Genomic DNA, 23,006 nt, shown 5'->3' with positions numbered 1-23,006 from the left:
ATCAGCTATTAGTTTGCCACACATTGATTTTCACGCATTATTTGCCACACATCGCCTATACACGTAGTCTGCCCCACACTTACAAGGACGCGAGTTCTAGCAAATTGCAAAGCCTGCCCAACACAAAAAGCCATTCTACATGCGATGCACAGCTCCCTCACCAGAGGCTGACGCAGCAGCAGCGGCACCAAGGCAGAGTATGGGATCGAACGCCCGAATGCCGAGCTGTTCTTCCAGCTCCGCTGCCAAGCCGATGGTGGCGAAGCCTGTGCACGCCAGCACAAGGGCTTCGGCGCCGCGCTCCACGAGCCGGGCGGCACCCGCCAGCGCGCCTGTCCGTCCGGCGGGTGTGTTCAGATCCAGCGTGGTTGTCACGCCGTCGGGGCGGTCCATGCCAACGTAGGCATCGCCGAGAATGCTGCGGATAAGCGGCGGCACCTCTTCCAGAATCGTCAGCACCCCCACCCGGTTGCTGTAAGCCATAGCCATATGGGCCGCGCAGGAGCCCGCTCCCAGCACAGGAACATTCACCACTGCTCTGGCTTCCAAGAGTGCCGGATCGGCTGCACAGCTGATGCCGATAGCCGTGCATCCCTGCTGCTCCAGTTCCCCGGCAAGCCTTATAATCTTCGGAATGGATTCCGCCTCAGTCTGCGCATCATACACACCCCGGGGCTGATCCGGGATGCAGCGGCTCATCACCGGCAGACCATACCGCCACTCAATTAAATCTCCATGTAACTGGATTGCAGAGTTCTCCTGCAATGTAATGACACGTATGATTCCAAGCATCCTATCTCCTCCTGACCGCCTTGGTTTAGATGCTGCAAAAGCATAACCAGCCACCCTATTTCAGCCGTAAACAGCAATAGCAGCCGGAAATCCAAAGGTTCACTACAGTGGCGATTGCACCCACCGTCCAAATCTGTGGTGCGGCTTATTTAACCTTGCAATCAGCAGCTTCCATTCTGCTTACAGCAGCTCCCCAGCCTGCATAATCAGCTTGTCGTCGATATACACATCCGGCTTCATGACCACAGCATCAATATGCACGCCAGCCGCAACGACCCCGCCAAACGTATTATTGCTGCCAAAAGCAACATGGATCGTCCCGTACACCTTCTCATCTTCCAGCACCACGCCTGTAATCCGGGCCTTGTTATTGGTCCCGATGCCGAATTCGCCCAGCAGCCGGCCATCGCCATCGCCAAGCATGTCCAGCAGCTTGCCGCCATGCTCCCCGCCGGCATGGATCAGCCGTCCATCTTCCACGGTCAGCACCATCGGGCCGTTCAAGGCACCGATCCCTGCAACCGAGCCGTCCACCTTAATCTGGCCGGTAGCCGTGCCTTCCAGGGGTGCAATATAAGCTTCACCTGAGGGCAGATTGCCTGATTCGCCCGGATTGAGGTATAGCCCGGTGCTGAGAATGCCATCCCGGCCGTCAATAGAGAAACTAAGAACCATCCCTTCCTTCTCCACACGCACCCGGCTGCCCGCAGACAACAGCGCAGCGACCTGCTCGGTCAGCGCCTTCACCTGCCCATAATCCGCAGTGATCGCGCCGTGGCTGAACATATCATCGGTGATCCCCGGCATGGTAGCTACCCGGGTTCCTGCCGCGGCTGCCTGCTTGCGCGCCGCCGTATGTGTCATCGAATGTGTCGTGATGCATACGGCCACATCCGCCTTAGCCATAGCTTCGGCAACTGGAGCCGGAGGCTCCTCCCCCGATCTGCTTCGCGGCTGCATGACCAGCAGCATTGATTCCGCTCCCAGCCTTTTGCCCGCCTCATAGACCGACTCGGCCAGATCACGCTTATCATCGTCGGCTACTACGGCCAGCAGTTCTCCGCCGGCAAGCCCGAGACAATCCTTAAGAACATTCATGCTAATTCCGATTCTTGCTTCACTCATCTTCATTTCCTCCCGAATTACACCATTTCTGCGACCAGCTTGCCCATCAGGGCATTGGACAGCACGGCGGGCACTCCTGCGGAGGCCGCCCACTGTCTATGCTGCTCCACATATCCCATACAGTCAAGCACTAACACATCCGCATGACCGCTCAGACGCTCTGCTGCGGCGCGAAAATCCGCTTCCGTACCCGTATAAGGTGAAGCCGCAGCGAACGGCAACCTGGCTCCGGCGCCAGCGAATTTCTCAATCATTGCGTCCTCCTGCTCCGGCAAAGGGCCAATCAGTCCCAGACGACGCCCGTCCAGCATCGCCTGCACGACCGGAGGAATGATCCGGTCCGGCTCAATCAGATGGGCAGCAGACGTATGCAGTCCCGGAAAAACTCCCGTACACGCCAGCAGGATCGTCCGAATCCCAGCGGCTTCCATAGCATCAATCTTCCCTTGCAGAACGGTCTGTATCCGCTCGCGGGAGATTACCGCAGCGGACCCGTCCGCCATGCGGGTGGTCAGCACATACTCTCCCGGCCCTGGACTGTAGAATTCACGCACCTGTTCAGCCGTGAACCCGTCCAACACCCCGGACTGAACCAGTCCCGCCTTGCTTTTCAGATATTTCTCAATGATGGGCGCGACATCCTGCCTGGGTGCTTGCCCAATCGTAATCAGCCCGATATTCTTCATGCGCTTCCCTCCTCTGCTGTCTTGCCTGCTTCTGCTACCCCCAGTGATTGCAGAGCAGGCGCTGAAGGAAATTCAGCGCCTACCTGCAATACCAATATCCAGTTATTGAGAGGTGACTGCCGGTTTGCCCAGCGTCTGCAGCACGCTCATGGAGCCGTACAGCTCAGTAATTTTGGCAAACTCTGCTTCGTTGTAGAAAGAACATGTCCCCTGCGTTACTTCCTTGGCCGTCTCGATAGCAAAACGCACCGCCTGGGCAATATCCACCTCATGACTGGCACCAGTCCCGCAGCCCGGCACCATAGACTGGGCAGTAATCGCGAGGCCCACCACCGGAGCAGAGGTAGCTACCGCAGGCTGAAGAATGGAATTGATATGATACAGCCCGTTGCCGTAAGGGGTAATATCCTGAGTCGTCACAGGAAAAGTAACCGGGTACTGCCCGGTCGTCATTTCCTTGATCCGTAGCAAATCTTCGCTGACCCGCAGAATATAGCCTTCTTTGACCGTCGGTGAGATGGCGATCCCTTTGTGGTTAACCACACGGTTGCCTTTGGTCGTATCAATGGATAGAACCGCTTCCATCTCCGGCAGCACTTCATGCTCATTCATCTGCAGAATATCTACAGGAGAATCCATGAAATCCACCGGCTCGTGCGGCAGGGTTGGAGCATCCGGGCAAATATGGGTGGTAACCAGCACATCCCCCGGCAGCACATCCCCTTTGGTCTGCATGTCTGCCAGCTTCAGCGCAGAAGCAATCGCCGCTACCGCACCGTCTGCATCAGAGACCAGGCCAATCCGGCTCGGGCGCGCCCCGATCCCACCCAGTCTGCCGACAATGCCGAACGTTGGAGCAGATCCGCCGCCAAGCTTGCCTTCGCTGCCCGGGATCGTGATTTTGACGAATTCTGTGCTGCCCTTTTCCCCTTCCACCTTCTGAACCTCAACCTTAACCGCAGGATATTCTGCGAACAACTGCTTGACCTGCTTACCGTTAACATAAGCGCTGTCCAGTGCGTTCAAGACTGTAATCGTTTGCTGAAGTGCCATTCTAATTCCTCCCCGGATGCATGCTCATGTTTGTCATGTTTGCATTTATACTATCGCATCCGGCAAAATGTCCACAATGTACCGCCCTGCCAAACTGGAACAGCATTTCTTGTCCTTTGCAGATAAACCTTACGCGCAGCGTACACTCTTGCGGCTTACCGCCAATGAATAAAGGTTAATTCTCCCAAGCAGCGAAATATAACAGGGTACTGATGCTTATTTTCAGACAGGAGGTGCTTCATACGATGAAGCCTGCACATCAGATTAATAAGGACAAGCTGGTCCAGATTATCAGTGAAGAGGCCCGGCGGACGGGGTTCTCAGGGGTCGTACAAGTGACGGAACGGGAGCATGTCCTTGCAGCCGCAGCTTTTGGGATAGCTAATATCGGGGACGTACGGCTCAACCAGGCCCACACCCGCTTCGCCATTGCTTCCGGCAGCAAACTATTTACCGCTATTGCGGTCTGCCAGCTCGCAGAGCAAGGTTTGTTTTCTTTTGACGCCAAAATACTAGACATCTTGCCGAAGCAGGAATTCCCATTGTTCGACCCAGCGATCACCGTGCATCAGCTATTGACTCACAGCTCGGGCATACCGGATTACTTCGATGAAGAAGAGATGGAGGATTTCGCGACACTATGGAAGGAGACCCCGATGTACACGCTGAGGCGGCCTGCGGATTTCCTCCCGCTGTTTGCTGGACTTCCTATGAAATTTGCCCCAGGCGGTCGTTTTCACTATAACAATGCAGGATATATCATGCTTGCTATGCTCGTAGAAGCCGTCAGCGGGCAACCGTTCACGGAATATGTAGAACAGTATATTTTTCTGCCTTGCGGGATGAAGGATTCCGGTTACTTCGCGCTTGATGCGCTTCCGGCCCACACCGCTCAGGGATACATTGACAGCAGCAATGGGAAAAAGACCAGCAACATCTACTCCATTCCGGTGGTCGGAGGCGGGGACGGAGGGGCATTTGTTACGGCGGCGGATATGCATAAGCTGTGGAGCGGCTTGCTTGAACACAAGCTGTTACAGGCAGAGACCACCGCTCTGCTGCTGACACCGCATATTTATGAGCGGAAGGACAGCTATTATGGTTACGGCGTGTGGATACAAACCGGCCCCAGCGGGAAGGTGCTAAAGTACCATATCATGGGCTACGATCCCGGGATCAGCTTCCATTCCGCCTATTATCCTGAACGCGGCATAACCATTACTGCTCTCTGTAACAAGAGCAACGGGGCTTATATGATGATGTCTGCCGTGGAGGGCTATCTGCCGGTGGGGTAGCGGTATGTTCCGTTTAGCAGTTACGGAGTATGATTCAATTGTCCTCAGATGCATTTATAGCCTTAGCTCAGTTTCTGGGCTAAGGCTATTTTACTTTTAGTCTGCTGGGTGGAGCGGAATTAGGGAGTGAAAGTAATAATATTGAGATTTCGATTGATAACTGTTGCTGAGGTTATATTGCTATCCGTGGTAACAATTGCACGAACTTGGTAGGATACAGAAGCAGTAGCCGGAGCTGTATCAACATAAGTGTCCGCAATCGGAAAACGTTGCGTTCCCGATGCATTTCCGCTACGGTTAAGTGTTCTGGTAGAGATCAAAGTAGCAGAGCGGTAGATACGAAGTTCAGCAACAAGTGACCAGTTGGACGAAGTGATCGCTTCTAATGATATAGCGTAATCTATTTTCAGCTGCTGAGAGATCACTTCGTTCTGAGTCACCGAAACAACAATGACTTCTGTGTTCAATGGCGGATAGACCGCTATCGAGCCTGCAGTATTGGAAAATGCCAGAGTAGGTGTACCTGTAGCTCCGGTAGCTCCGGTAGCACCTGTTGTCCCTGTGACTCCTGTTGTTCCCGTTGCGCCTGTCGTTCCTGTTACTCCGGTTGCTCCAGTGACTCCTGTTGTTCCTGTTGTTCCTGTTGTTCCTGTTGTTCCTGTTGTTCCTGTTACACCAGTTGCTCCGGTGGCTCCTGTAGTTCCAGTTGCTCCAGTGACTCCTGTTGCGCCTGTAGCTCCTGTTACTCCGGTTGCTCCGGTTACTCCAGTTGCTCCGGTTACTCCAGTTGCTCCAGTTGCTCCGGTGGCTCCCGTTACTCCAGTTCCTCCGGTGGCTCCAGTCGCTCCAGTCGCTCCCGTTACACCTGTGGTCCCGGTCTCACCCGTTGCCCCCGTAATTCCAGTTGCTCCGGTGGCTCCCGTTACTCCAGTGACTCCTGTTGCGCCTGTAGCTCCTGTTACTCCAGTTGCTCCGGTGGCTCCCGTAACTCCAGTTCCTCCGGTGGCTCCAATCGCTCCAGTCGCTCCCGTTACACCTGTGGTCCCGGTCTCACCCGTTGCCCCCGTAATTCCAGTTGCTCCGGTGGCTCCCGTTACTCCAGTGACTCCTGTTGCGCCTGTAGCTCCTGTTACTCCAGTTGCTCCGGTGGCTCCCGTAACTCCAGTTCCTCCGGTGGCTCCAATCGCTCCAGTCGCTCCCGTTACACCTGTGGTCCCGGTCTCACCCGTTGCCCCCGTAATTCCAGTTGCTCCGGTGGCTCCCGTTACTCCAGTGACTCCTGTTGCGCCTGTAGCTCCTGTTACTCCAGTTGCTCCGGTGGCTCCCGTAACTCCAGTTCCTCCGGTGGCTCCAATCGCTCCAGTCGCTCCCGTTACACCTGTGGTCCCGGTCTCACCCGTTGCCCCCGTAATTCCAGTTGCTCCGGTGGCTCCCGTTACTCCAGTGACTCCTGTTGCGCCTGTAGCTCCTGTTACTCCGGTTGCTCCGGTTACTCCAGTTGCTCCGGTGGCTCCGGTGGCTCCCGTAACTCCAGTTCCTCCGGTGGCTCCAGTCGCTCCCGTTACACCTGTGGTCCCAGTCTCACCCGTTGCCCCCGTAATTCCAGTTGCTCCGGTGGCTCCCGTCGCTCCTGTTACACCTGTGGTTCCGGTCTCTCCCGTTGCCCCCGTAATTCCAGTTGCTCCGGTTGCACCCGTTGCACCGGTTACTCCCGTTGCTCCAGTTGCTCCGGTTGCTCCGGTTGCTCCCGTAACTCCAGTTCCTCCGGTTGCTCCAGTCGCTCCAGTCGCTCCCGTTACACCTGTGGTCCCGGTCTCACCCGTTGCCCCCGTAATTCCAGTTGCTCCGGTGGCTCCGGTGGCTCCCGTAACTCCAGTTCCTCCGGTTGCTCCAGTCGCTCCCGTTACACCTGTGGTCCCGGTCTCACCCGTTGCCCCCGTAATTCCAGTTGCTCCGGTTGCACCCGTTGCACCCGTTGCCCCGGTTACTCCCGTTACTCCCGTTGCTCCAGTTGCTCCGGTGGCTCCCGTAACTCCAGTCGCTCCCGTCGCTCCTGTTACACCTGTGGTTCCGGTCTCTCCCGTTGCCCCTGTACTTCCAGTTGCCCCGGTTGCACCCGTAGCTCCGGTAGCTCCTGTTACGCCTGTGGCCCCGGTGATTCCCGTACCTCCCGTCAAGCCTGTCGCTCCGGTGGCTCCAGTTACACCAGCCGCTCCCGTTGCCCCTGTCACACCACCCCCTCCAGAATAACCTAGTAATTCTGCAGAAACTAAGCGATGAGGGGTAGTTAGCTGTCCTGAACTTCCTTTTCCCCATACAGATATTTCTGTGTTATCAACAGCACCGCCAGTGATTGTAAATACAAATTCAAAGGAATTAAGATTACTGTAATAATTTCTTGAAATCACCGTATTGGGTAAAATCTCATCCTGGCTCAAGATAAATAATGTTCTGATCCCACTGAGATTGTAACCCTGTGTTACGACGATCACGGTCTGGGTTGTACTTTGATTGGCGATTATTACAGTCGATGATATCGTTGGTCTTGAGCCGTTTACAGCATTATTCTCAATAGGCCCCGTATTCCATACCGCCATTCCCTGGCCTCCTTCTCCATAAATTAGCTGCTGCATTGCTGAAAGTGTCAATCTCTATTAAATGAACTGCAGATTCATCCAGAACCTATCGGCTCCTTCCATATGAATCCGGTAATAAAATATAATGTAGTCTATCCTATTCAAGCCAATTTCAACTGCGTATGCTATTGACCCTAGAATCAGTGATTTGGTTCCATTCGTTACGAGATTCAGGTTATGTTATGTAAGGGAATTACTATGTTTGTAGGGAAAAGGTGAAGGAATTACCCGGATGTCTTCAGAACAAAATGCCTGCGGCATCCCCATTGTGATCGGTTTTTCGACCACATCCCGCCCTCGCACCTCCGCCGCACTGAATGTAATCGGTTTTTCGACCATATCCCGCCCACACGCCTCCGCCGCACTGAATGTAATCGGTTTTTCGACCACATCCCGCCCACACGCCTCCGCCGCACTAAATGTAGTCGGTTTTTCGACCATATCCCGCCCACACGCCTCCGCCGCACTGAATGTGGTCGGTTTTCGACCATATCCGGCCCACATGCCTCTGCCGTACCGAATGTAGTCGGTTTTTCGACCGTATCCGGCCCAGATGACCACGCGCTGTCCATGTGTTCGGTGAAATCAGCGAAGTCATTCCTATTACTGATCCAGAATGTAGTCATCCTGCCGAGGCTCCAAGACACTTCCCCCAACTTTATGCACTACTTATCCACATCGGACGTAAATCATAATTTCCTTATCAAAAATAAAACAAGCCGTACGCCAGCAATATGCTGATTCGTACGGCTTGTTCGTATGAATAGGCTTAATTGTGCAGGTTCCGTTCCGGCTAGTAACGCGTTACCCCATCCTTGGTCACCAGTGCAAAAACCAGCGGCTGCGGCGGAACCGGCTGGGCGGAGATGCGATAAGCCTCCAGCACTTTGGCTTCGGCCTCCTGCACCTTGCTCTCGCTGGCATCGTTCACATGCAGCACTGCCAGCGTATCGCCTGCGGCCACGGCGTCGCCGACCTTCAGCGAGAGCTGAATGCCGACCGCCAGATCGATCACGGACTCCTTCGTCTCGCGTCCGGCACCGAGCAGCATCGCGGCCACACCGATCTCTTCAGCCTGGATGCTCTCCACATAGCCTGCGGTCGCAGCTTTGACTTCGATGAATCTGCGGGCAGCGGGCAAGGTGTCAGGAGAATCAATCTGTGAGGCATCGCCGCCCTGGGCCGACACCATCTGCTTGAACTTATCCAGCGCACTGCCGTCCCCGATATGGGACAGCAGCATGGAACGTGCTTCTTCTTCGTCCTTTGCCTTGCCCCCAAGTACAAGCATCTGGCTGCCCAGGATCAGGCAGACCTCCTGCAGATCCTTAGGACCGTGGCCATTCAAGGTCTCGATGCCCTCTTTGATCTCAAGGGCATTACCGATGCCGAAGCCCAGCGGCTGGTCCATGTCGCTGATGACCGCTACAGTGTTGCGGCCAAGGTGAGTGCCGATATCTACCATCGCCTGGGCGAGTGCAATGGAATCGTCAAGCGTCTTCATGAACGCACCGCTGCCGGTCTTCACATCCAGCACGATGGCGTCCGCACCTGCGGCAATCTTCTTGCTCATGACGGAGCTGGCAATAAGCGGAATGGATTCCACTGTGGCCGTCACATCACGCAGGGCATACAACTTCTTGTCTGCTGGCGTGATGTTGCCGGACTGGCCGATCACAGCTGCGCCGATCTCGCCCACCTGGGCGAAGAACCGCTCCCGGTCCATCTCCACCGAGAAGCCTGTGATCGACTCCAGCTTATCCAGTGTGCCTCCGGTGTGGCCCAGGCCGCGCCCGGACATTTTGGCTACAGGAACTCCGGCCGCTGCGACCAGCGGTGCAAGCACAACCGTCGTCTTATCACCCACGCCTCCGGTAGAATGCTTGTCCACCTTGATGCCCGCAATCGGACTAAGGTCGACCTGGTCACCGGACATCGCCATCTCTAGGGTCAGGTCGCCGGTCTCCCGCGCGTTCATACCGCGGAAATACACAGCCATTGCCCAAGCGGAGATCTGATAATCCGGGATCTCCCCCTTGCTGTAGCCTTGAATCAGAAAAGCGATTTCTTCGCGGCTGAGTTCACCGCCGTCTCTTTTCTTCTGAATGAGATCAACGGCACGCATCAGACCTGCACCTCACGGACGAAGGCACGCACCAGTCCGATGAATTTAGGCTTGGTCAGGTTCGCCACTTTAACTACCTGCTCATGGGTGAGCGGCTCCAGCTCATCGCCGATCGCCATGTCTGTGATACAGGTAATGCCGAGCACGCGCAGCTTGCTGTGGCTGGCTACGATAACCTCGGGCACGGTGGACATGCCTACGGCATCGCCGCCGAGATAAGCCAGCATTTTCAGCTCAGCCGGGGTCTCATAAGTCGGGCCGCTGATGCCGGCATATACGCCTTCCTGCAGGACAAGCGCTTCACCGTCCACACCAGTAACTCCGCCTGCAAGCTTTTTCGCAAGCTCAATATATTCTGGGTCATACGCACTGGACATATCAGGGAATCTTACGCCGAGCTCCGGATCATTCGGTCCAATTAGCGGGTTGTCGCCAGTCATATTGAGGTGATCGGTAATCAGCATCAGGTCGCCTGCCTTGAACGCTCTGTTCATTCCGCCACCAGCGTTGGTAATGACAAGCGTGCCGATGCCCAGCTTAGCCATTACATAGACCGGAAGGACTACCTTGCGCATCTCATAACCTTCATAGTAGTGAAAACGGCCTTGCATGATCATAACATCCTTGCCTTCCAGCTTACCGATCACGAACCGTCCGGCATGACCTTCTACCGTTGAATGGGGGAAATGCGGAATTTCTTCATAAGGCAGGTAGACTGCATCTTCGATCTGGTCGCCCAGGTCTCCAAGTCCTGAACCCAGAATAAGGCCGATTGCCGGTGTATAACCGCCGAATTTGGATTGAATATAAGCAGCAGCTTCCTGAACTTGAGTGCCGTATGGGACTGTGGTTGGTGTTGTCATCGATTGATCCTCCCGGATATGGATTGTGTATAGAATAACGCGTACGTGAAGCAGTACCTACATTTTGGGGATAAAAGCAAGCACAAGCTTCAGGAACTGCTCGCGCACACGCTCAGCGGTCTCCATTACCTCTGCATGATTCAGCGGCTGCGGAAGAATTCCGGCTGCCATGTTGGTGATACAGGAAATGCCCAGCACTTCAATCCCGGCATGACGGGCAACGATAGTCTCAGATACGGTGGACATGCCTACGGCATCTGCTCCCTGGCGGCGCAGCATTACGATCTCAGCAGGAGTCTCATAGTTCGGTCCGAGCAGACCGGCGTATACGCCTTCCTTGAACTCGAAATTCAGTGCCGCAGCAGCTTCCTTGGCGGCTGCAATCAGACGCGGGCTGTAAGCTGAAGACATATCCGGGAACCGTACGCCCAGCGCATTGTCATTCGGTCCGCTCAGCGGATTGCGTCCGGTCAGGTTCAGGTGGTCTGTGATCAGCATGAGATCGCCCGGTGTGTATTCGGTGTTAACGCCACCGGCAGCGTTGGTGACCAGCAGGCTGGTTACACCCAGCTCCTTCATCACACGAACCGGAAAGGCTGTAACCTCAGGGCCGTAGCCTTCATACATGTGGAAGCGGCCCTTCATCATGACCACGCGGCGGCCTTCGATCATGCCGATCAGCAGCTCACCTTCATGTCCTTCAACCGTGGACACCGGGAAATGAGGAATCTCATGATAAGGAATAACAACTTCATCTGTGATCAGATCCGCCAGAACGCCGAGGCCGGAGCCCAGGATCAGCCCGATTTCGGGGGCGACGGTGCATTTATCTTTGATATATACGGCTGCTTCTTGAATTTTGCTTGAGGTTATAGTGGTCATGGGTTACACTCCTTCTTTTTTCATAAATTCAGTTCAATCTGTGGTGTGATTACTGTAATTCAGATAGGAAGCTTGTCCCGTACTGCGGAGCCTTCGCCCCGAAGTTATCGGCGATTGTGGCGGCCACATCCGAGAAGGTCTGACGGATGCCGAGGCTGCCGGGAGTCTTGAATCTCGGGCTGTAGACCAAGAGCGGCACATACTCGCGCGTGTGGTCCGTTCCGGCATGGATAGGGTCATTGCCATGGTCTGCGGAGATGATCAGCAGATCATCCTCACCGAGAGTACTGAGCAGCTCAGGCAGCGCCTGATCGAATACCTCCAGCGCACGGCCGTAGCCTTCCGGATCACGGCGGTGGCCGTAGAGGGAATCAAAGTCCACCAGATTGGTGAACAGGAATCCGTTAAACGGCTTGCGCAGCTCGTCGATGGTAATCTGGATGCCGTGTTCATTGCTTTTGGTCGGATAAGTTGCGGTTACCCCTTCGCCGGTAAAAATATCATTGATCTTGCCGACAGCAATCACATCCTTGCCGATATCCTCCAGCGCATTCATCACCGTTGGCTCCGGCGGCTTCACCGCATAATCATGGCGGTTCGGTGTACGTACGAAATTTCCCGGCTCGCCGACATAAGGGCGGGCAATCACACGGCCTACGGAGAATTCGGGAGCCATAGTCAGCTCACGGGCGATTTTACAGGCGCTGTACAGCTCCTCCAGAGGAATAATATCTTCATGTGCCGCAAGCTGGAATACGCTGTCCGCCGAGGTATAGACAATCCATGCCCCCGTTTTCATCTGCTCCTCGCCGTATTCCACGAGAATCTCGGTACCGGAAGCTGGCTTGTTGCCGATGACCTTGCGTCCGGTAGCCGCTTCGAATTTCTCAATCAGTTCCGCCGGGAAGCCGTCAAAGTAGGTGTTAAAAGGAACCTCGATCTTCAGCCCCATCAGCTCCCAGTGGCCGGTCATCGTGTCCTTGCCTACGGATACCTCCTGCATTTTACCGTAGTAGCCTGTAGGGGCAGTTACCGGTTCAAGCGGCGGCAGCGGCGCAATATTCGCCAGCCCAAGCTGCTGCAGATTCGGAAGCTTAAGACCCGGAACCCGCTCCAGAATATGTCCGAGCGTATGGGAGCCTGTATCTCCGAAATTAGCAGCATCCGGCGCTTCACCGATACCTACACTGTCCAGAACAATAAATCCGATGCGTTTAAATGAGGACATTGCCGTCTTCACTCCTTTTATAGTTTGCATAATTCTGCCCTATGCTCTAAGCATGAAGAAACTCCGGGAGAACCTCTCCCGGGAGCGATTTCTTCAGTATGATTCCATCATAACTTTCTTACTCACAAAAAGCATCTTTTCGGCCAAACAGATCCGCCTGCCCGTTATTTCTAAAGTCCCTCATGCCTGAGCAGCCGGCTATTTCGCCCGGGGATGATGATTCTCGTAGACCTCCTTCATATTCTTGCGGGCAATTCCGCTGTAAATCTGAGTAGTCGATATATCGGAATGGCCCAGCATCTGCTGCACAGAGCGCAGGTCCGCCCCGCCTTCCAGCAGATGCGCAGCGAAGGAGTGGCGCAGGGTATGCGGCGTGATGTCCTGCTCAATCTGGGCTTCACGCGCGTATTTTTTGATGATTTTCCAAAAGCCCTGACGGGTCAGCCGTCCGCCCAGACTGTTCAGGAACAGCGCAGGCTCCTCCGGGCTTGCACGCAGCAGCTTGTCCCGCATCCCTGAGGTATAACGGGCTACGCAATCCGCAGCAATGACGCCGATCGGGACCACACGCTCCTTGCCGGAGGCGCCGCTGCAGCGAGCGAACCGCAGGCTGGTGTTCACATCCTCCACATTCAGCGAGATCAGCTCTGTCACACGGATACCCGTCGCATACAGCAGCTCCAGCATTGCCTTATCTCGCATCCCCTGGGGAGCAGCTTCGTCCGGAGCTGCCAGCAGACGCTCGATCTCCTCAATGCTGAGAATGATCGGCGGCTTGTGACTCGGCTTAATGGCTTCCATATCCAGCGTAGGATCTTGGACAATCACCCGTTCCTTCAGCAAAAAATGAAAATAGGCGCGCAGCGATACCGTATTCCGGTTCACCGTGGCTGCTGCCTTCCCTGCTCCGCGCAGGGCGCCCAGATAAAGCATAATATGTGTTCTTCTAATCTCTTCTGCCGCGTCCAGGCCGCGCTCTTCCGCAAACTCCAGAAACTGCGATATATCCCGTCCATAGGATTCCAGCGTACTAGGAGACAATCCTTTGTCCCCGGACAAATACTGCATAAACGGCTGTAAGTATGACTTCATCAATTCACGCTCCTGTCAGACTCAGGCTGCTTCATGCGGCTTCGCAGCGGATGGGGTCCAGCAGCCGGAACAGCGTTGTTCCATGACATGCTATAGATTGATTCGACATACTTCTCCCTTAATCCTGCAATCCGTCCCGTTACTCCCCGTACCAGTAAAATAGGCGCAGGCGATCCCCCGCACTTATCCCCTGCTCCCCATACTGGACATCCTGAAACGCCCGGACGGCGGTGCCTTCCGGAATCTCAACATTGCGGGCCGGACTAATCCATGCGCTGACCCAGCTCAAAACATAATACAGTACACAGCTTACCGCCACAAGCATCGTCATGAAATACAGCCGGCGCACCGTGCGGGGCAGAGAAATAATCATCCAGGCAGCCTCCTCAAAATGATATCAGCGTCTGCTTCTGCATCCTGCATATGCTCCCCTTCTGCTACACTTGGGTAAGTGCAGGCAAGTGCGGCGAGTAGAAAGAATGCGGGCAGAAGGGTTGTGAACAGAAAGAATGTGAGCAGAACTCGTCCTTCACTTTATGCGCCTGAGGGCCGTGTTATGTATGTTAAGTAATATTTGGCTCCCTGGCCGCTCTCACTGAGACGGCTCTGCCGAAATCAGGTGCACTTTTACACCTTATTCGCCTGTTTAGTCCACGTTTGCCGAATTCAGGGGCACTTGTGCTCTTCATTACTCAGCTTCAACTGCCCGTCCAGCCCACTTTCAGCGGATTCAATGGGATTTATCCCTTTCATTCCCCGCCCCAGCCCGCTTTCCTTGCTCTCCCGGCAATCAAAAAGCTCCCCTCCAGCCATTCAGCCGGGGGAGAGCTTGCGCGGTCATGCTTCATCTGAAGATGAGCTTAGGAATATCGCAATGAAGCATTCTTAAGTCCACGTTCTATATACGCTTATTCGGGAGTATTGTCCTCTGCCGGATTCTTATCCTTGCAGCGGTGGCATATTCCGTGAAAATCAAGTCTATGATCAACCACCGTGAAGTTATATTCCTGCTCCAGCCGCTCTTCCAGCGGTCCGAGCCAATCCTCACGAATCTCATCCATACTTCCGCACTGTACACAAATCAAATGATGGTGATGATGCTTCGCCGTATCCGTACGCAGATCATAGCGGGCCACACCGTCTCCGAAATTGATCTTCTCCACGACATGAAGCTCGCTAAGCAGTTCCAGGGTACGATACACGGTGGCAAGACCGATCTCGGGCGCCTTTTCTTTCACAAGCATAAATACATCTTCCGCACTTAAATGATCATCCTCGTTCTCCAGGAGAACTCTTAAGGTCGCTTCCCGTTGAGGTGTAAGCTTGTATCCTTGGGATTGTAGTTGTTGCTTAATCTTGTCTATTCGGGCTTCCATTGTCTGCCTCCCCCTTGGAAAATTACCACACCGGGCTTCAAGCCACTTCTTCCATTATAGGGGGATTTCCTTTAAGAAGTCAAACGGTTTTAGTATCTCGACAGGGCTGGCCCATTCATTCACAGATCCTCCATATTTGAAAATTCTTCCTCATCCGGCCGACACCAGAAGAGGCGTCACCCAGCGCATCATCACCGGTGTCACCCAAGCCTCGAAGCCCGAGATTCCCATCACCAGCAGCGCCATCCCAAGGGAGAGCAGCGTATACATCATGAACGGATGGGTAATCTGCGTGCGGCGCTGCTGTCCCAGTACCCGGCTGCGGATCATTAGCAGGGAGAAACCGAGGGCCGCCGCGCTGCATACCAGCAGCACTGGAATCAGCACCAGATTATGCGGAGCGACGGAGACCAGGGCGAATAGCATACCGTGCCAGGAATATTGGCTGACGAGAGTGCCGACGGTGAAGCCGATCAGCACGCCTTTGAGGAAATCCAGAATCAGAATGCCCGGAAGTCCGATCACGGACAAGCCGAGCACCCAGATCAGGCCGACCCACTTCAGATGAAAGGCGGCGATGCTCCAGTATGAATCCTGCGCGGCAGGCAGTCCCTGCTGATCGACCGTCACGAAGAAATTGCTTAAGTAATCGCCCAGCTCCTGCTGCTGATCCAGCGTAAGCGCAGTGACGATAAGCGCTCCGAAGACCACCCCGACCAGAAATAATACCGCGACAAAAATATATAGAGGCGTCTGTTCCTTCACCATCAGCTTTAGACTGCGCACCCTGACATTCCCCTTTCCGGTCACATGTTACACCATATGAGGGAATGTCCTGATCTATGACTTGTCCTTAGTTCTTGAGCACCTTGCCGTAGGTGCCTCCGCCACCCGAGGAGAGCACGAGCTGTCCTGTACGGGCCAGCACGATCAGCCCGGCCAGCTCCGCTCCCGCTACAGCGGCAAGCTCGGCTTCCGCAGCCCGGTGCAGAATGTTCATCTCTGTGCCAAAAGCCTCCAGCAGCTGGTTCAGCTTACGCTTGCCGAGGCCGGGAATGAACTCCAGCGGCACCTGGTAATGGTACGCAGGCCGATATTCCGGAACCTGCGGCAGCGGACGGTCGGCAATGTGCAGAATGCGGTCCAGCACACCCTGGACCAGCTTCGGACTGCCGCAATACGGGCAGCGCTCCGAGGTGCTGTAGGCTTCATCGATGATGCTGCCGCAGCCGCCGCAATAGGTCCGGTGATATTTGCCCAGCCGGGGATTCAGCCCGAAGTTGGCGCTGACCCTGCGTCCTTCCGAGCGCCGGAGCGCCAGCTTCAGCTCCTCGAAAGAGGGCTCCCGCATCTCGATGACATTGTACTCGCGGCCGATTTTGCCGAGGGAGTGGGCATCGGAATTGGTCAGGAAGCTGAAACGGTCAAGCTCCGAGATATACCCTGCCATCTCTGAATCCGCACTGAGGCCAAGCTCCACCGCCGCGATGCGGTCCAGATCGAATAACTCAGCCATCCGCTCGGCCGCGCAGCCATAGAGCCCCTTATGAGGCGTGAAAATATGTGCCGGAATCAGCAGCCCGCCCCGCCCGGTAATCTCGTCCTGAAGCACCCTGGAAGGGGCGTACAGGCGCTGCGAGCTGAGATTCACATTACGCATATGGGCGCTCATCCAGGTGCTGAAATCCTCCATCGTTCCAAGGTCCGGCATGAAGGCCAGGACATGGCACTCCCGCCGCCCGGGCTCACGGATCTCAATCTCGGTTCCCAGCAGGATCGTGGTCCCCCGGTACGCAATTCCGCCGCCTGCGGCTATCGTCATTTCACCAGAATCCAGCGCGGTATGAATATCACGCAGCACGCCCGGTGAGTGGCTGTCGATAATGCCGATCAGGCCAATCCCCTTGCGCTCCGCCGCTTCCCGGGCAATTCCGGCAAAGGTCAGATCACGGCTGCCGCTGATTTTGACCGCCTGGCCCTCTGAGGTCCGTCCGATATGCACATGCAGATCGCAATAGACGCTGCTGAGTTCCGCCGCTAGTGCCATTGGCCTGTCAGCGTGTAGAGATGCCAGGCATAGACCGCCATCATCGTCTTGGCATCGGCAATACGTCCGTCCGCAATGTACTGGTAGGCTTCCTCCAGCGTCAGCTCCGAGACCTCCAGGAACTCATCCTCATCCAGCGCCATCTCGCCCGGCTGGGCATCCTCGGTCACATAGAGGTGAATGATCTCGTCGGCGAAGCCGGGAGAGGTGTAGAACGACTTCAGCAGCTTCAGCCCCCCGCTATGAAATCCGGTCTCCTCCTGAAGCTCACGGCCCGCAGCCGCCAGCGGATCTTCACCCGGGTCCAGCTTGCCTGCGGGAATCTCCACCTCGGTACGGTGCATCGGCTGACGGTACTGCTCCACGACCAGCATTTTACCTTGATTCAAGGCCAGCACGGCTACAGCTCCAGGGTGCTTCACGACCTCGCGGGTTGCGGTGTTGCCGTCAGGAAGCCTCACGGTATCCACCTGAAGCGAAATAATGTGGCCTGCAAAAATCGGCTTCGTTGACAATGTTTCTTCATCCAATGCGGGGTTGCGGTTTATTTCATCTTTTTTCATAGATTTGTGGTCTCCTTTGGCATCGTTATGCATAGGGTGTATTATAGCAAACTTAAGAAGAAAGAAGGAATGCAGGCATGAATAACATCCTTGTCCAAGCAAGCTCATCCGCAGTTACAATGGTAGGTAAACCGGAACAGATTATGGCCGTAATGGCCGGGTGGATGAAGCAATACGGGCGCGATATGCCCCTCTCTTACATCCTGCTGCTCCAGGCAGATTCGCGGATCAAAGCTTCCCAGGCTGGATAATGCCGCTTCGTTCTTCCGGTCAGCGTCTATGATATTCCAGGGTATAAGAAGGAGCTGTCTCCCGGATCATCCCGGAAGCAGCTCCTTTAATGTTATTCTTAAGCGGCAGCAGACCGCCTTAGCAAAAGCTTTGCCCTGGCCAGTCCCTGCACAGCCTCTTATTCGGCTTAGCCCTTCTGGCTCTCGGCCACAATGGCTACAACCAGGCTGGCCACCTTGACGATGTCTGCGGCCTTGATCCGCTCCTTCGTGGTGTGGATATCCTCGTAGCCAACCGCCAGATTCACAACCGGAACGTTCAGCCCGTTGAACACATTGGCATCACTGCCGCCGCCGGAAGCGAACAGCCGGGTCGTCAGGCCCAGCGAAGTGATCGCCCGGTCAGCCAATTGAACAACCGGATCATTCCCATTAAAGCTGAACGCCGGATAGATGATCTCGCTGCGGAATTCACTCTGCGCGCCGTGGTCGCGTGCTGTAGTCTCCAGCGCCTCCCGCATGGAGGCAATCTGCAGCTCTACCTTCTCCTGCACGATACTGCGGGCCTCCGCATCAAGCTGGACATGGTCGCAGACCACATTCGTCGGTCCGCCGCCGGCGAACTTGCCGATATTCGCAGTCGTCTCGTTGTCGATCCGTCCAAGCTTCATCGCCGAGATCGCTTTGCTCGCTACCTGTATGGCGCTGATGCCATCCTCCGGGTTCACGCCTGCATGGGCAGATTTGCCGAAGATCTGCATCGTTACCTTCGCCTGTGCCGGTGCTGCAATCGCGATGGCTCCCACTTCTCCGTTGGAATCCAGCGCGAAGCCCATGTCTGCATCCAGATGCGCCGGGTCCATCGCACGTGCGCCCATCAGCCCGGACTCTTCGCCTGCCGTAATGACGAACTGAATCTGGCCGTGCGGCAGCTTCTGCTCCTGAATGACCCGGATCGCTTCGAACAGGGCAGCCAGTCCCGCTTTGTCATCCGCTCCAAGAATGGTGCTGCCATCACTTCGAATCCAGCCGTCTTCCCCCAGGGCAGGCTTGATCTTCTGGCCGGGTACCACGGTATCCATATGGCACGTGAACAGCAGCTTCGGCGCGCTCACTCCGCTGTCCGCAGGCCAGGTCACGAACAGGTTGCCGGCTCCGTGCCCCGTTCTCTCCTGCGAATCGTCCTCCACCGCAGTCAGCCCCAGGCTGCTGAACTTCTCCTTAAGCACATCGGCAATCTGCCGTTCATTCCGGGTCTCACTGTCAATCTGGACAAGCTCCATGAACTCATGGATCAATCGGTCTTGTGATATCATATGGACTTCCCTCTCTTTCTCAGATACGTTACAATGGTTGTACTGCGTTCAATTGTGGGCTTATGCTCATAACTTACACTAATCTCAAAGGAGTCACTCATGCAACGACAAAAATGGTTTCGCATTATCATCTACATCATGCTGTTCGCTATGATCGCCTCTACGGTGCTGTTCGTCATCGAACCGTTCCTCGCAGGTTAATCACGCTTAGCGCTTAAGTAACAGCGTCCGGGTTCCCCGGGCGCTGTTTGGCTATACGGAAACTGCTCCAGGAAATAAGGCACTAGCTCTTCAGCGACCGTCCCGATGTCAAAAGCGCGCCCTGTACATTCCTCAAGCGAGGTCACTCCGTATTCCGCAATCCCGCAAGGGATAATGCCTGTGAAGCCGCTTTGCCCGATCCCGGCCGATACGTTGAAGGCGAAGCCATGACTGGTGACAAACCCACGGCGGAATTTACACTTGTTGAACTTTACGCCAATTGCACAGATTTTCTCATCACCGACCCACACCCCGGTATACCCCTGCTTGCGGGTTCCCGTAATTCCATAGGCCTTAAGAAAAGCAATAATCACCGACTCCAGCTTGCGCAGATAGCCGTGCAGATCAACCTTGCCGTTCTCGCCCAGCTTCAAAAGCGGGTACCCGACCAGCTGGCCGGGCCCGTGATATGTAATATCTCCCCCGCGGTCAATCTCAAACAGCGCAATGCCCTGCTGCCTGAGCTGTTCCCCGCTGAGGAGCAGATGCTCCGGAGATTTCCGCGAACCGATGGTGTATGTGGGCGGATGCTGCAGCAGAATCAGCTGCTCGGAAGCAGTGCCCGCGTCAATCGCATGCACCGCTTCCTTTTGCAACTCCCAGGCCGCTCCGTACTCCATCACCGGAAGAATGGTAACTGTAAGTTTGCTTAGGTTCAGATTCTCCATGATCGTAAGTTCCCCTTTGCTTCTCATTCTCCCTGTCCCAGGGGTCCGCAGCCGCCTTACTTAGTAGAGCTTCGTCTCCGGGGTGTAGCCTTCCACATTATCCTTCACGCGCTGCAGGAACCGTCCGCTGATGACTCCGTCCAGAATCCGGTGATCCAGCGACAGACAGATATTCGCCATCGAACGTACGGCAATCATATCATTGATGACGACAGGCTTTTTGACGATAGATTCAAAGGTTATAATCGCCGCCTGCGGATAGTTAATAATCGGGTAGGACAGAATCGAGCCGAACGAGCCGGTATTATTCACCGTGAACGTACCGCCCTGCATATCGTCCAGCCGCAGCTTGCCTTCGCGTGTCTTCAGCGCTAATTCCTCGATCTCGCGGGCCAGCCCGGCAACATTTTTCTGATCGGCCTTCTTGATGACCGGTATCATTACGGAATCCTCTGTGCCTACGGCCAGCGAGATGTTGATGTCGCGTTTGACGATGATTTTGTCAACGGCCCAGACCGAGTTCATGATCGGGTAATCCTTGATTGCACTGACCACCGCCTTCATCAGAAAAGCGAGATAGGTCAGGTTAATGCCCTCTTTGCGCTTGAACTCATCCTTCAGCTTGTTGCGCAACACCACCAGATTGGTCACATCGACCTCGATCATCGTCCAGGCATGCGGGATCTCCGAGACGCTCTGGCGCATTCTGGTAGCAATCGTATTACGGATCGGCGTAACATCGATCAGATATTCCGAGCTGCTGCCCCGTCCGCCTTCAATCTCAATCGTCGGAATCTTCGGCGATTCGCTGAGGTGCAGGCCGGAATTGCGCACCGGCTGAAATTCATCCTGAACCGGCTGGAACACAGGCTGCTGCGCAGCCTGTGCAGGGGCGGCGTCAGGTACAGGCGCAGCAGCAGGGGCTGCCGCGGGTGTCGGCGGCTGAACGGAGGCGCCGTTCTCCAGGAACGTGAGCACATCCTTGCGTGTGATACGTCCGCCCAGGCCGGTGCCCGGCACGGCCGCCAGGTTGATGCCGTGCTCGGCGGCCAGCGACTGCACAGCCGGAGAGTAACGGGCGCGCATTGGAGCTGCGGCGTCATAAGCCGCAGCGGGCACGGGCGGCCGCGCGGCGGCGTGGGCCGCCTGCGGGGCAGCCGCTGGGGCTGGGGCGTCACCGGAAGCTGCCGGTGACGGGGCTGCAGCGGCTGGCGCAGCGGAGCCAGTCACTGCGATGCGGGCGATGATCTCGCCGACGCTGACCGTCTGACCAACTTCGGCCAGCAGCTCGGCCATGGTGCCGTCTACCGTTGCAGGCAGCTCCGCATTCACCTTATCCGTGATCAGCTCGCAGATCGGCTCATATTGCTCTATCGGATCGCCCGGCTGCTTCAGCCATTTCCCGATGGTCGCCGAGACCAGCGATTCAGCCAGCTGCGGCATAATTACATCCGTCAGCGTTGTATTGTCAGACATAATGTCACTCCTTAATGGTTTGTAAGCGTGGACTTCTTAAATTTGCTTCGTACAAAACTGGCTTCGAAAGTCAGCCATCAAATCCTGCACTTTATACAACATTCGCTCATAAAAATCTGCCCAAAATCAAAAATGTTGCACATAACGCAGCAATTCTCTTCATTCGGGCGGCTGAGCGGACATAATGTTGTCTTTCCTGCAGCATTCTTCCCAATCCACTATCTATTTCATATCCAAGCTGCACTTTCTGCAACATTCTTGCCTGGGTCACGGTCGCGGTGTCCAGGCAGGATGAATTATTGAACTTAGTACTGCGCCAGACGCAGCATCTCAGCCTTGACCTTGTCCTTGCTGAGCAGGAAGAATTTCTCCATCGGCGGTGAGATCGGCATCGCCGGGACATCGGGTCCGCACAGGCGGAAGATTGGGGCATCGAGGTCGAAGAGACAATGCTCGGCGATGATCGCCGCCACTTCAGCGCCGATGCCTCCGGTCTTGTTGTCCTCATGGACAATCAGCACCTTGCCGGTCTGCCGGACAGCGGCAATAATCGCCTCGCGGTCCAGCGGCTGGAGTGTACGCAGATCCAGGATATGTGCAGTGACGCCATGCTCCTTCTCCAGCTCCTCCGCTGCCTGCATCGCAAAATGCAGCGGCAGGCTATACCCGATCACCGTAATATCGCTGCCCTCACGCAGCAGATTCGCTTCACCAATCGGCACGGTATAATCGCCTTCCGGCACATCGCCCTTGATCAGCTTGTAGCATTTCTTGTTCTCGAAGAACAGCACCGGATCAGGATCACGGACAGCCGCCTTGAGCAGTCCCTTCGCATCTGCAGCTGAATATGGGGCTACGATCTTAAGTCCCGGCGTCCCGAAGAAAATTGACTCCGGGCACTGCGAATGGTACAGCCCGCCGAAGATACCGCCGCCGATCGGCGCACGGATGACGACCGGACAGTTCCAGTCATTATTGGAGCGGTAGCGGATTTTGGCGGCTTCGCTGATAATCTGGTTCGTTGCGGGCAGCATGAAATCCGAGTACTGCATCTCGGCAATCGGCTTCATGCCATACATCGCAGCGCCGATGGCCACCCCTGCAATAGCAGATTCCGCAAGCGGAGTGTCCAGCACCCGTTCTACGCCGAACTGCTCCTGCAAGCCTTTGGTTGTTGTGAAGACACCGCCCTTCACGCCGACATCCTCACCCAGCACGAACACCGACTCATCGCGCTCCATCTCTTCCTTCATCGCCAGCCGGATTGCATCGATATATTCCATCATCGCCAT

Annotated in this window: 23 protein-coding genes; 3 read left to right on the top strand and 20 right to left on the bottom strand. The window is 55.5% G+C overall.

From position 1 onward, the window contains the following. Window positions 1-135: 135 nt before the first annotated feature. The 4 genes from MKX42_RS12610 to MKX42_RS12595 form a co-directional block, all read right to left on the bottom strand. The gene (locus tag MKX42_RS12610) at window positions 136-792 is read right to left on the bottom strand and encodes an aspartate/glutamate racemase family protein (RefSeq protein ID WP_340752793.1); all 657 of its coding nucleotides are present in this window, start codon (window positions 790-792) and stop codon (window positions 136-138) included. 180 nt (window positions 793-972) lie between these two features. Then, window positions 973-1,917: an aminopeptidase gene (locus MKX42_RS12605; protein WP_340752792.1), complete on the bottom strand. Its 945-nt coding sequence runs from the start codon at window positions 1,915-1,917 to the stop codon at window positions 973-975. Between the two features lie 17 nt (window positions 1,918-1,934). Beyond that, complete coding sequence (locus MKX42_RS12600; protein ID WP_340752791.1) at window positions 1,935-2,603, bottom strand: AroM family protein; 669 nt, start codon at window positions 2,601-2,603, stop codon at window positions 1,935-1,937. Between the two features lie 102 nt (window positions 2,604-2,705). After that, entirely contained in the window at window positions 2,706-3,656 is a 951-nt protein-coding gene (locus MKX42_RS12595) for a DUF1177 domain-containing protein (RefSeq protein WP_340752790.1), read from the bottom strand. A gap of 245 nt (window positions 3,657-3,901) precedes the next feature. Between MKX42_RS12595 and MKX42_RS12590 the strand changes: the two genes are divergently transcribed. Next, the gene (locus tag MKX42_RS12590; protein WP_340752789.1) at window positions 3,902-4,951 is read left to right on the top strand and encodes a serine hydrolase domain-containing protein; all 1,050 of its coding nucleotides are present in this window, start codon (window positions 3,902-3,904) and stop codon (window positions 4,949-4,951) included. A 119-nt stretch (window positions 4,952-5,070) separates the two neighbouring features. Here the strand turns inward: MKX42_RS12590 and MKX42_RS12585 are convergent, their stop codons facing one another. The 12 genes from MKX42_RS12585 to MKX42_RS12530 all read right to left on the bottom strand — a co-directional run bounded on the left by MKX42_RS12585 (window position 5,071) and on the right by MKX42_RS12530 (window position 17,763). Further along, a complete protein-coding gene (locus MKX42_RS12585; RefSeq protein ID WP_445669316.1) occupies window positions 5,071-7,548 on the bottom strand; it encodes a hypothetical protein in 2,478 nt (825 codons plus the stop codon). A gap of 219 nt (window positions 7,549-7,767) precedes the next feature. After that, window positions 7,768-8,028 carry a hypothetical protein gene (locus MKX42_RS12580; protein WP_340752787.1) on the bottom strand — a complete coding sequence of 87 codons (261 nt, stop codon included), beginning with the start codon at window positions 8,026-8,028 and terminating at the stop codon, window positions 7,768-7,770. Window positions 8,029-8,380: 352 nt separating this feature from the next. Next, window positions 8,381-9,712: a pyrimidine-nucleoside phosphorylase gene (locus MKX42_RS12575; RefSeq protein WP_340752786.1), complete on the bottom strand. Its 1,332-nt coding sequence runs from the start codon at window positions 9,710-9,712 to the stop codon at window positions 8,381-8,383. After that, window positions 9,712-10,575: a purine-nucleoside phosphorylase gene (locus MKX42_RS12570; RefSeq protein WP_340752785.1), complete on the bottom strand. Its 864-nt coding sequence runs from the start codon at window positions 10,573-10,575 to the stop codon at window positions 9,712-9,714. Before MKX42_RS12570 ends, MKX42_RS12575 begins: the two co-directional genes overlap by 1 nt. A 57-nt stretch (window positions 10,576-10,632) precedes the next feature. Continuing rightward, window positions 10,633-11,457, bottom strand: coding sequence for a purine-nucleoside phosphorylase (locus MKX42_RS12565; RefSeq protein ID WP_036698291.1), 825 nt, complete (start codon window positions 11,455-11,457; stop codon window positions 10,633-10,635). 49 nt (window positions 11,458-11,506) lie between these two features. Then, the gene (gene deoB / locus MKX42_RS12560) at window positions 11,507-12,685 is read right to left on the bottom strand and encodes a phosphopentomutase (protein ID WP_076086447.1); all 1,179 of its coding nucleotides are present in this window, start codon (window positions 12,683-12,685) and stop codon (window positions 11,507-11,509) included. Window positions 12,686-12,883: 198 nt separating this feature from the next. Further along, window positions 12,884-13,777: a site-specific tyrosine recombinase XerD gene (gene xerD / locus MKX42_RS12555; protein WP_340752784.1), complete on the bottom strand. Its 894-nt coding sequence runs from the start codon at window positions 13,775-13,777 to the stop codon at window positions 12,884-12,886. A 139-nt stretch (window positions 13,778-13,916) separates the two neighbouring features. Further along, window positions 13,917-14,150 carry a DUF4227 family protein gene (locus MKX42_RS12550; RefSeq protein WP_076086452.1) on the bottom strand — a complete coding sequence of 78 codons (234 nt, stop codon included), beginning with the start codon at window positions 14,148-14,150 and terminating at the stop codon, window positions 13,917-13,919. A gap of 535 nt (window positions 14,151-14,685) precedes the next feature. Then, window positions 14,686-15,153, bottom strand: coding sequence for a ferric iron uptake transcriptional regulator (gene fur / locus MKX42_RS12545; protein ID WP_036732017.1), 468 nt, complete (start codon window positions 15,151-15,153; stop codon window positions 14,686-14,688). A 150-nt stretch (window positions 15,154-15,303) separates the two neighbouring features. Further along, window positions 15,304-15,939 (bottom strand): stage II sporulation protein M, encoded by a 636-nt coding sequence (gene spoIIM / locus MKX42_RS12540; RefSeq protein ID WP_340752783.1) that lies wholly within the window; start codon window positions 15,937-15,939, stop codon window positions 15,304-15,306. A 67-nt stretch (window positions 15,940-16,006) separates the two neighbouring features. Next, window positions 16,007-17,200, bottom strand: coding sequence for an endonuclease Q family protein (locus MKX42_RS12535; RefSeq protein WP_340752782.1), 1,194 nt, complete (start codon window positions 17,198-17,200; stop codon window positions 16,007-16,009). Continuing rightward, a complete protein-coding gene (locus tag MKX42_RS12530; RefSeq protein WP_051493868.1) occupies window positions 17,191-17,763 on the bottom strand; it encodes an NUDIX domain-containing protein in 573 nt (190 codons plus the stop codon). Before MKX42_RS12530 ends, MKX42_RS12535 begins: the two co-directional genes overlap by 10 nt. A 77-nt stretch (window positions 17,764-17,840) precedes the next feature. Here MKX42_RS12530 and MKX42_RS12525 point away from each other — a divergent pair, with 77 nt between their 5' ends. Then, window positions 17,841-18,014, top strand: a complete 174-nt coding sequence (locus MKX42_RS12525; protein WP_340752781.1) for a hypothetical protein — start codon at window positions 17,841-17,843, stop codon at window positions 18,012-18,014. Window positions 18,015-18,181: 167 nt separating this feature from the next. Here the strand turns inward: MKX42_RS12525 and MKX42_RS12520 are convergent, their stop codons facing one another. After that, window positions 18,182-19,309 (bottom strand): M20/M25/M40 family metallo-hydrolase, encoded by a 1,128-nt coding sequence (locus MKX42_RS12520; protein WP_340752780.1) that lies wholly within the window; start codon window positions 19,307-19,309, stop codon window positions 18,182-18,184. A gap of 99 nt (window positions 19,310-19,408) precedes the next feature. Here MKX42_RS12520 and prli42 point away from each other — a divergent pair, with 99 nt between their 5' ends. After that, window positions 19,409-19,510 (top strand): stressosome-associated protein Prli42, encoded by a 102-nt coding sequence (gene prli42, locus MKX42_RS12515; protein ID WP_143803916.1) that lies wholly within the window; start codon window positions 19,409-19,411, stop codon window positions 19,508-19,510. On the opposite strand, the gene lipB is transcribed toward prli42, so the two are convergent. From lipB to MKX42_RS12500, 3 genes are all read right to left on the bottom strand, one after another. Further along, window positions 19,507-20,238 carry a lipoyl(octanoyl) transferase LipB gene (lipB, locus tag MKX42_RS12510; RefSeq protein WP_340752779.1) on the bottom strand — a complete coding sequence of 244 codons (732 nt, stop codon included), beginning with the start codon at window positions 20,236-20,238 and terminating at the stop codon, window positions 19,507-19,509. The genes prli42 and lipB overlap by 4 nt on opposite strands. Window positions 20,239-20,298: 60 nt before the next feature. Then, entirely contained in the window at window positions 20,299-21,714 is a 1,416-nt protein-coding gene (locus MKX42_RS12505; RefSeq protein ID WP_340752778.1) for a dihydrolipoamide acetyltransferase family protein, read from the bottom strand. Between the two features lie 305 nt (window positions 21,715-22,019). After that, a complete protein-coding gene (locus MKX42_RS12500; RefSeq protein WP_340752777.1) occupies window positions 22,020-23,006 on the bottom strand; it encodes an alpha-ketoacid dehydrogenase subunit beta in 987 nt (328 codons plus the stop codon).

It is taken from the genome of Paenibacillus sp. FSL R7-0204, assembly GCF_038002225.1.
Lineage (GTDB): Bacteria > Bacillota > Bacilli > Paenibacillales > Paenibacillaceae > Paenibacillus_AQ.
Note: the sequence above shows the minus strand (reverse complement) of the source record. Positions and strands in the feature narration are given on the sequence as shown.

Coding starts and splice junctions, on each gene's coding strand:
- MKX42_RS12500 (WP_340752777.1), bottom strand. CDS start 23,006: ATGGCGATGATGGAATATATCGATGCAATCCGGCTGGCGATGAAGGAA.
- MKX42_RS12590 (WP_340752789.1), top strand. CDS start 3,902: ATGAAGCCTGCACATCAGATTAATAAGGACAAGCTGGTCCAGATTATC.
- deoB (WP_076086447.1), bottom strand. CDS start 12,685: ATGTCCTCATTTAAACGCATCGGATTTATTGTTCTGGACAGTGTAGGT.
- MKX42_RS12505 (WP_340752778.1), bottom strand. CDS start 21,714: ATGTCTGACAATACAACGCTGACGGATGTAATTATGCCGCAGCTGGCT.
- MKX42_RS12585 (WP_445669316.1), bottom strand. CDS start 7,548: ATGGCGGTATGGAATACGGGGCCTATTGAGAATAATGCTGTAAACGGC.
- MKX42_RS12580 (WP_340752787.1), bottom strand. CDS start 8,028: ATGGTCGAAAAACCGACTACATTTAGTGCGGCGGAGGCGTGTGGGCGG.
- MKX42_RS12550 (WP_076086452.1), bottom strand. CDS start 14,150: ATGATTATTTCTCTGCCCCGCACGGTGCGCCGGCTGTATTTCATGACG.
- xerD (WP_340752784.1), bottom strand. CDS start 13,777: ATGAAGTCATACTTACAGCCGTTTATGCAGTATTTGTCCGGGGACAAA.
- prli42 (WP_143803916.1), top strand. CDS start 19,409: ATGCAACGACAAAAATGGTTTCGCATTATCATCTACATCATGCTGTTC.
- MKX42_RS12575 (WP_340752786.1), bottom strand. CDS start 9,712: ATGCGTGCCGTTGATCTCATTCAGAAGAAAAGAGACGGCGGTGAACTC.
- MKX42_RS12605 (WP_340752792.1), bottom strand. CDS start 1,917: ATGAGTGAAGCAAGAATCGGAATTAGCATGAATGTTCTTAAGGATTGT.
- MKX42_RS12595 (WP_340752790.1), bottom strand. CDS start 3,656: ATGGCACTTCAGCAAACGATTACAGTCTTGAACGCACTGGACAGCGCT.
- MKX42_RS12610 (WP_340752793.1), bottom strand. CDS start 792: ATGCTTGGAATCATACGTGTCATTACATTGCAGGAGAACTCTGCAATC.
- fur (WP_036732017.1), bottom strand. CDS start 15,153: ATGGAAGCCCGAATAGACAAGATTAAGCAACAACTACAATCCCAAGGA.
- MKX42_RS12520 (WP_340752780.1), bottom strand. CDS start 19,309: ATGATATCACAAGACCGATTGATCCATGAGTTCATGGAGCTTGTCCAG.
- lipB (WP_340752779.1), bottom strand. CDS start 20,238: ATGGAGAATCTGAACCTAAGCAAACTTACAGTTACCATTCTTCCGGTG.
- MKX42_RS12570 (WP_340752785.1), bottom strand. CDS start 10,575: ATGACAACACCAACCACAGTCCCATACGGCACTCAAGTTCAGGAAGCT.
- MKX42_RS12530 (WP_051493868.1), bottom strand. CDS start 17,763: ATGAAAAAAGATGAAATAAACCGCAACCCCGCATTGGATGAAGAAACA.
- MKX42_RS12535 (WP_340752782.1), bottom strand. CDS start 17,200: ATGGCACTAGCGGCGGAACTCAGCAGCGTCTATTGCGATCTGCATGTG.
- MKX42_RS12600 (WP_340752791.1), bottom strand. CDS start 2,603: ATGAAGAATATCGGGCTGATTACGATTGGGCAAGCACCCAGGCAGGAT.
- MKX42_RS12565 (WP_036698291.1), bottom strand. CDS start 11,457: ATGACCACTATAACCTCAAGCAAAATTCAAGAAGCAGCCGTATATATC.
- MKX42_RS12525 (WP_340752781.1), top strand. CDS start 17,841: ATGAATAACATCCTTGTCCAAGCAAGCTCATCCGCAGTTACAATGGTA.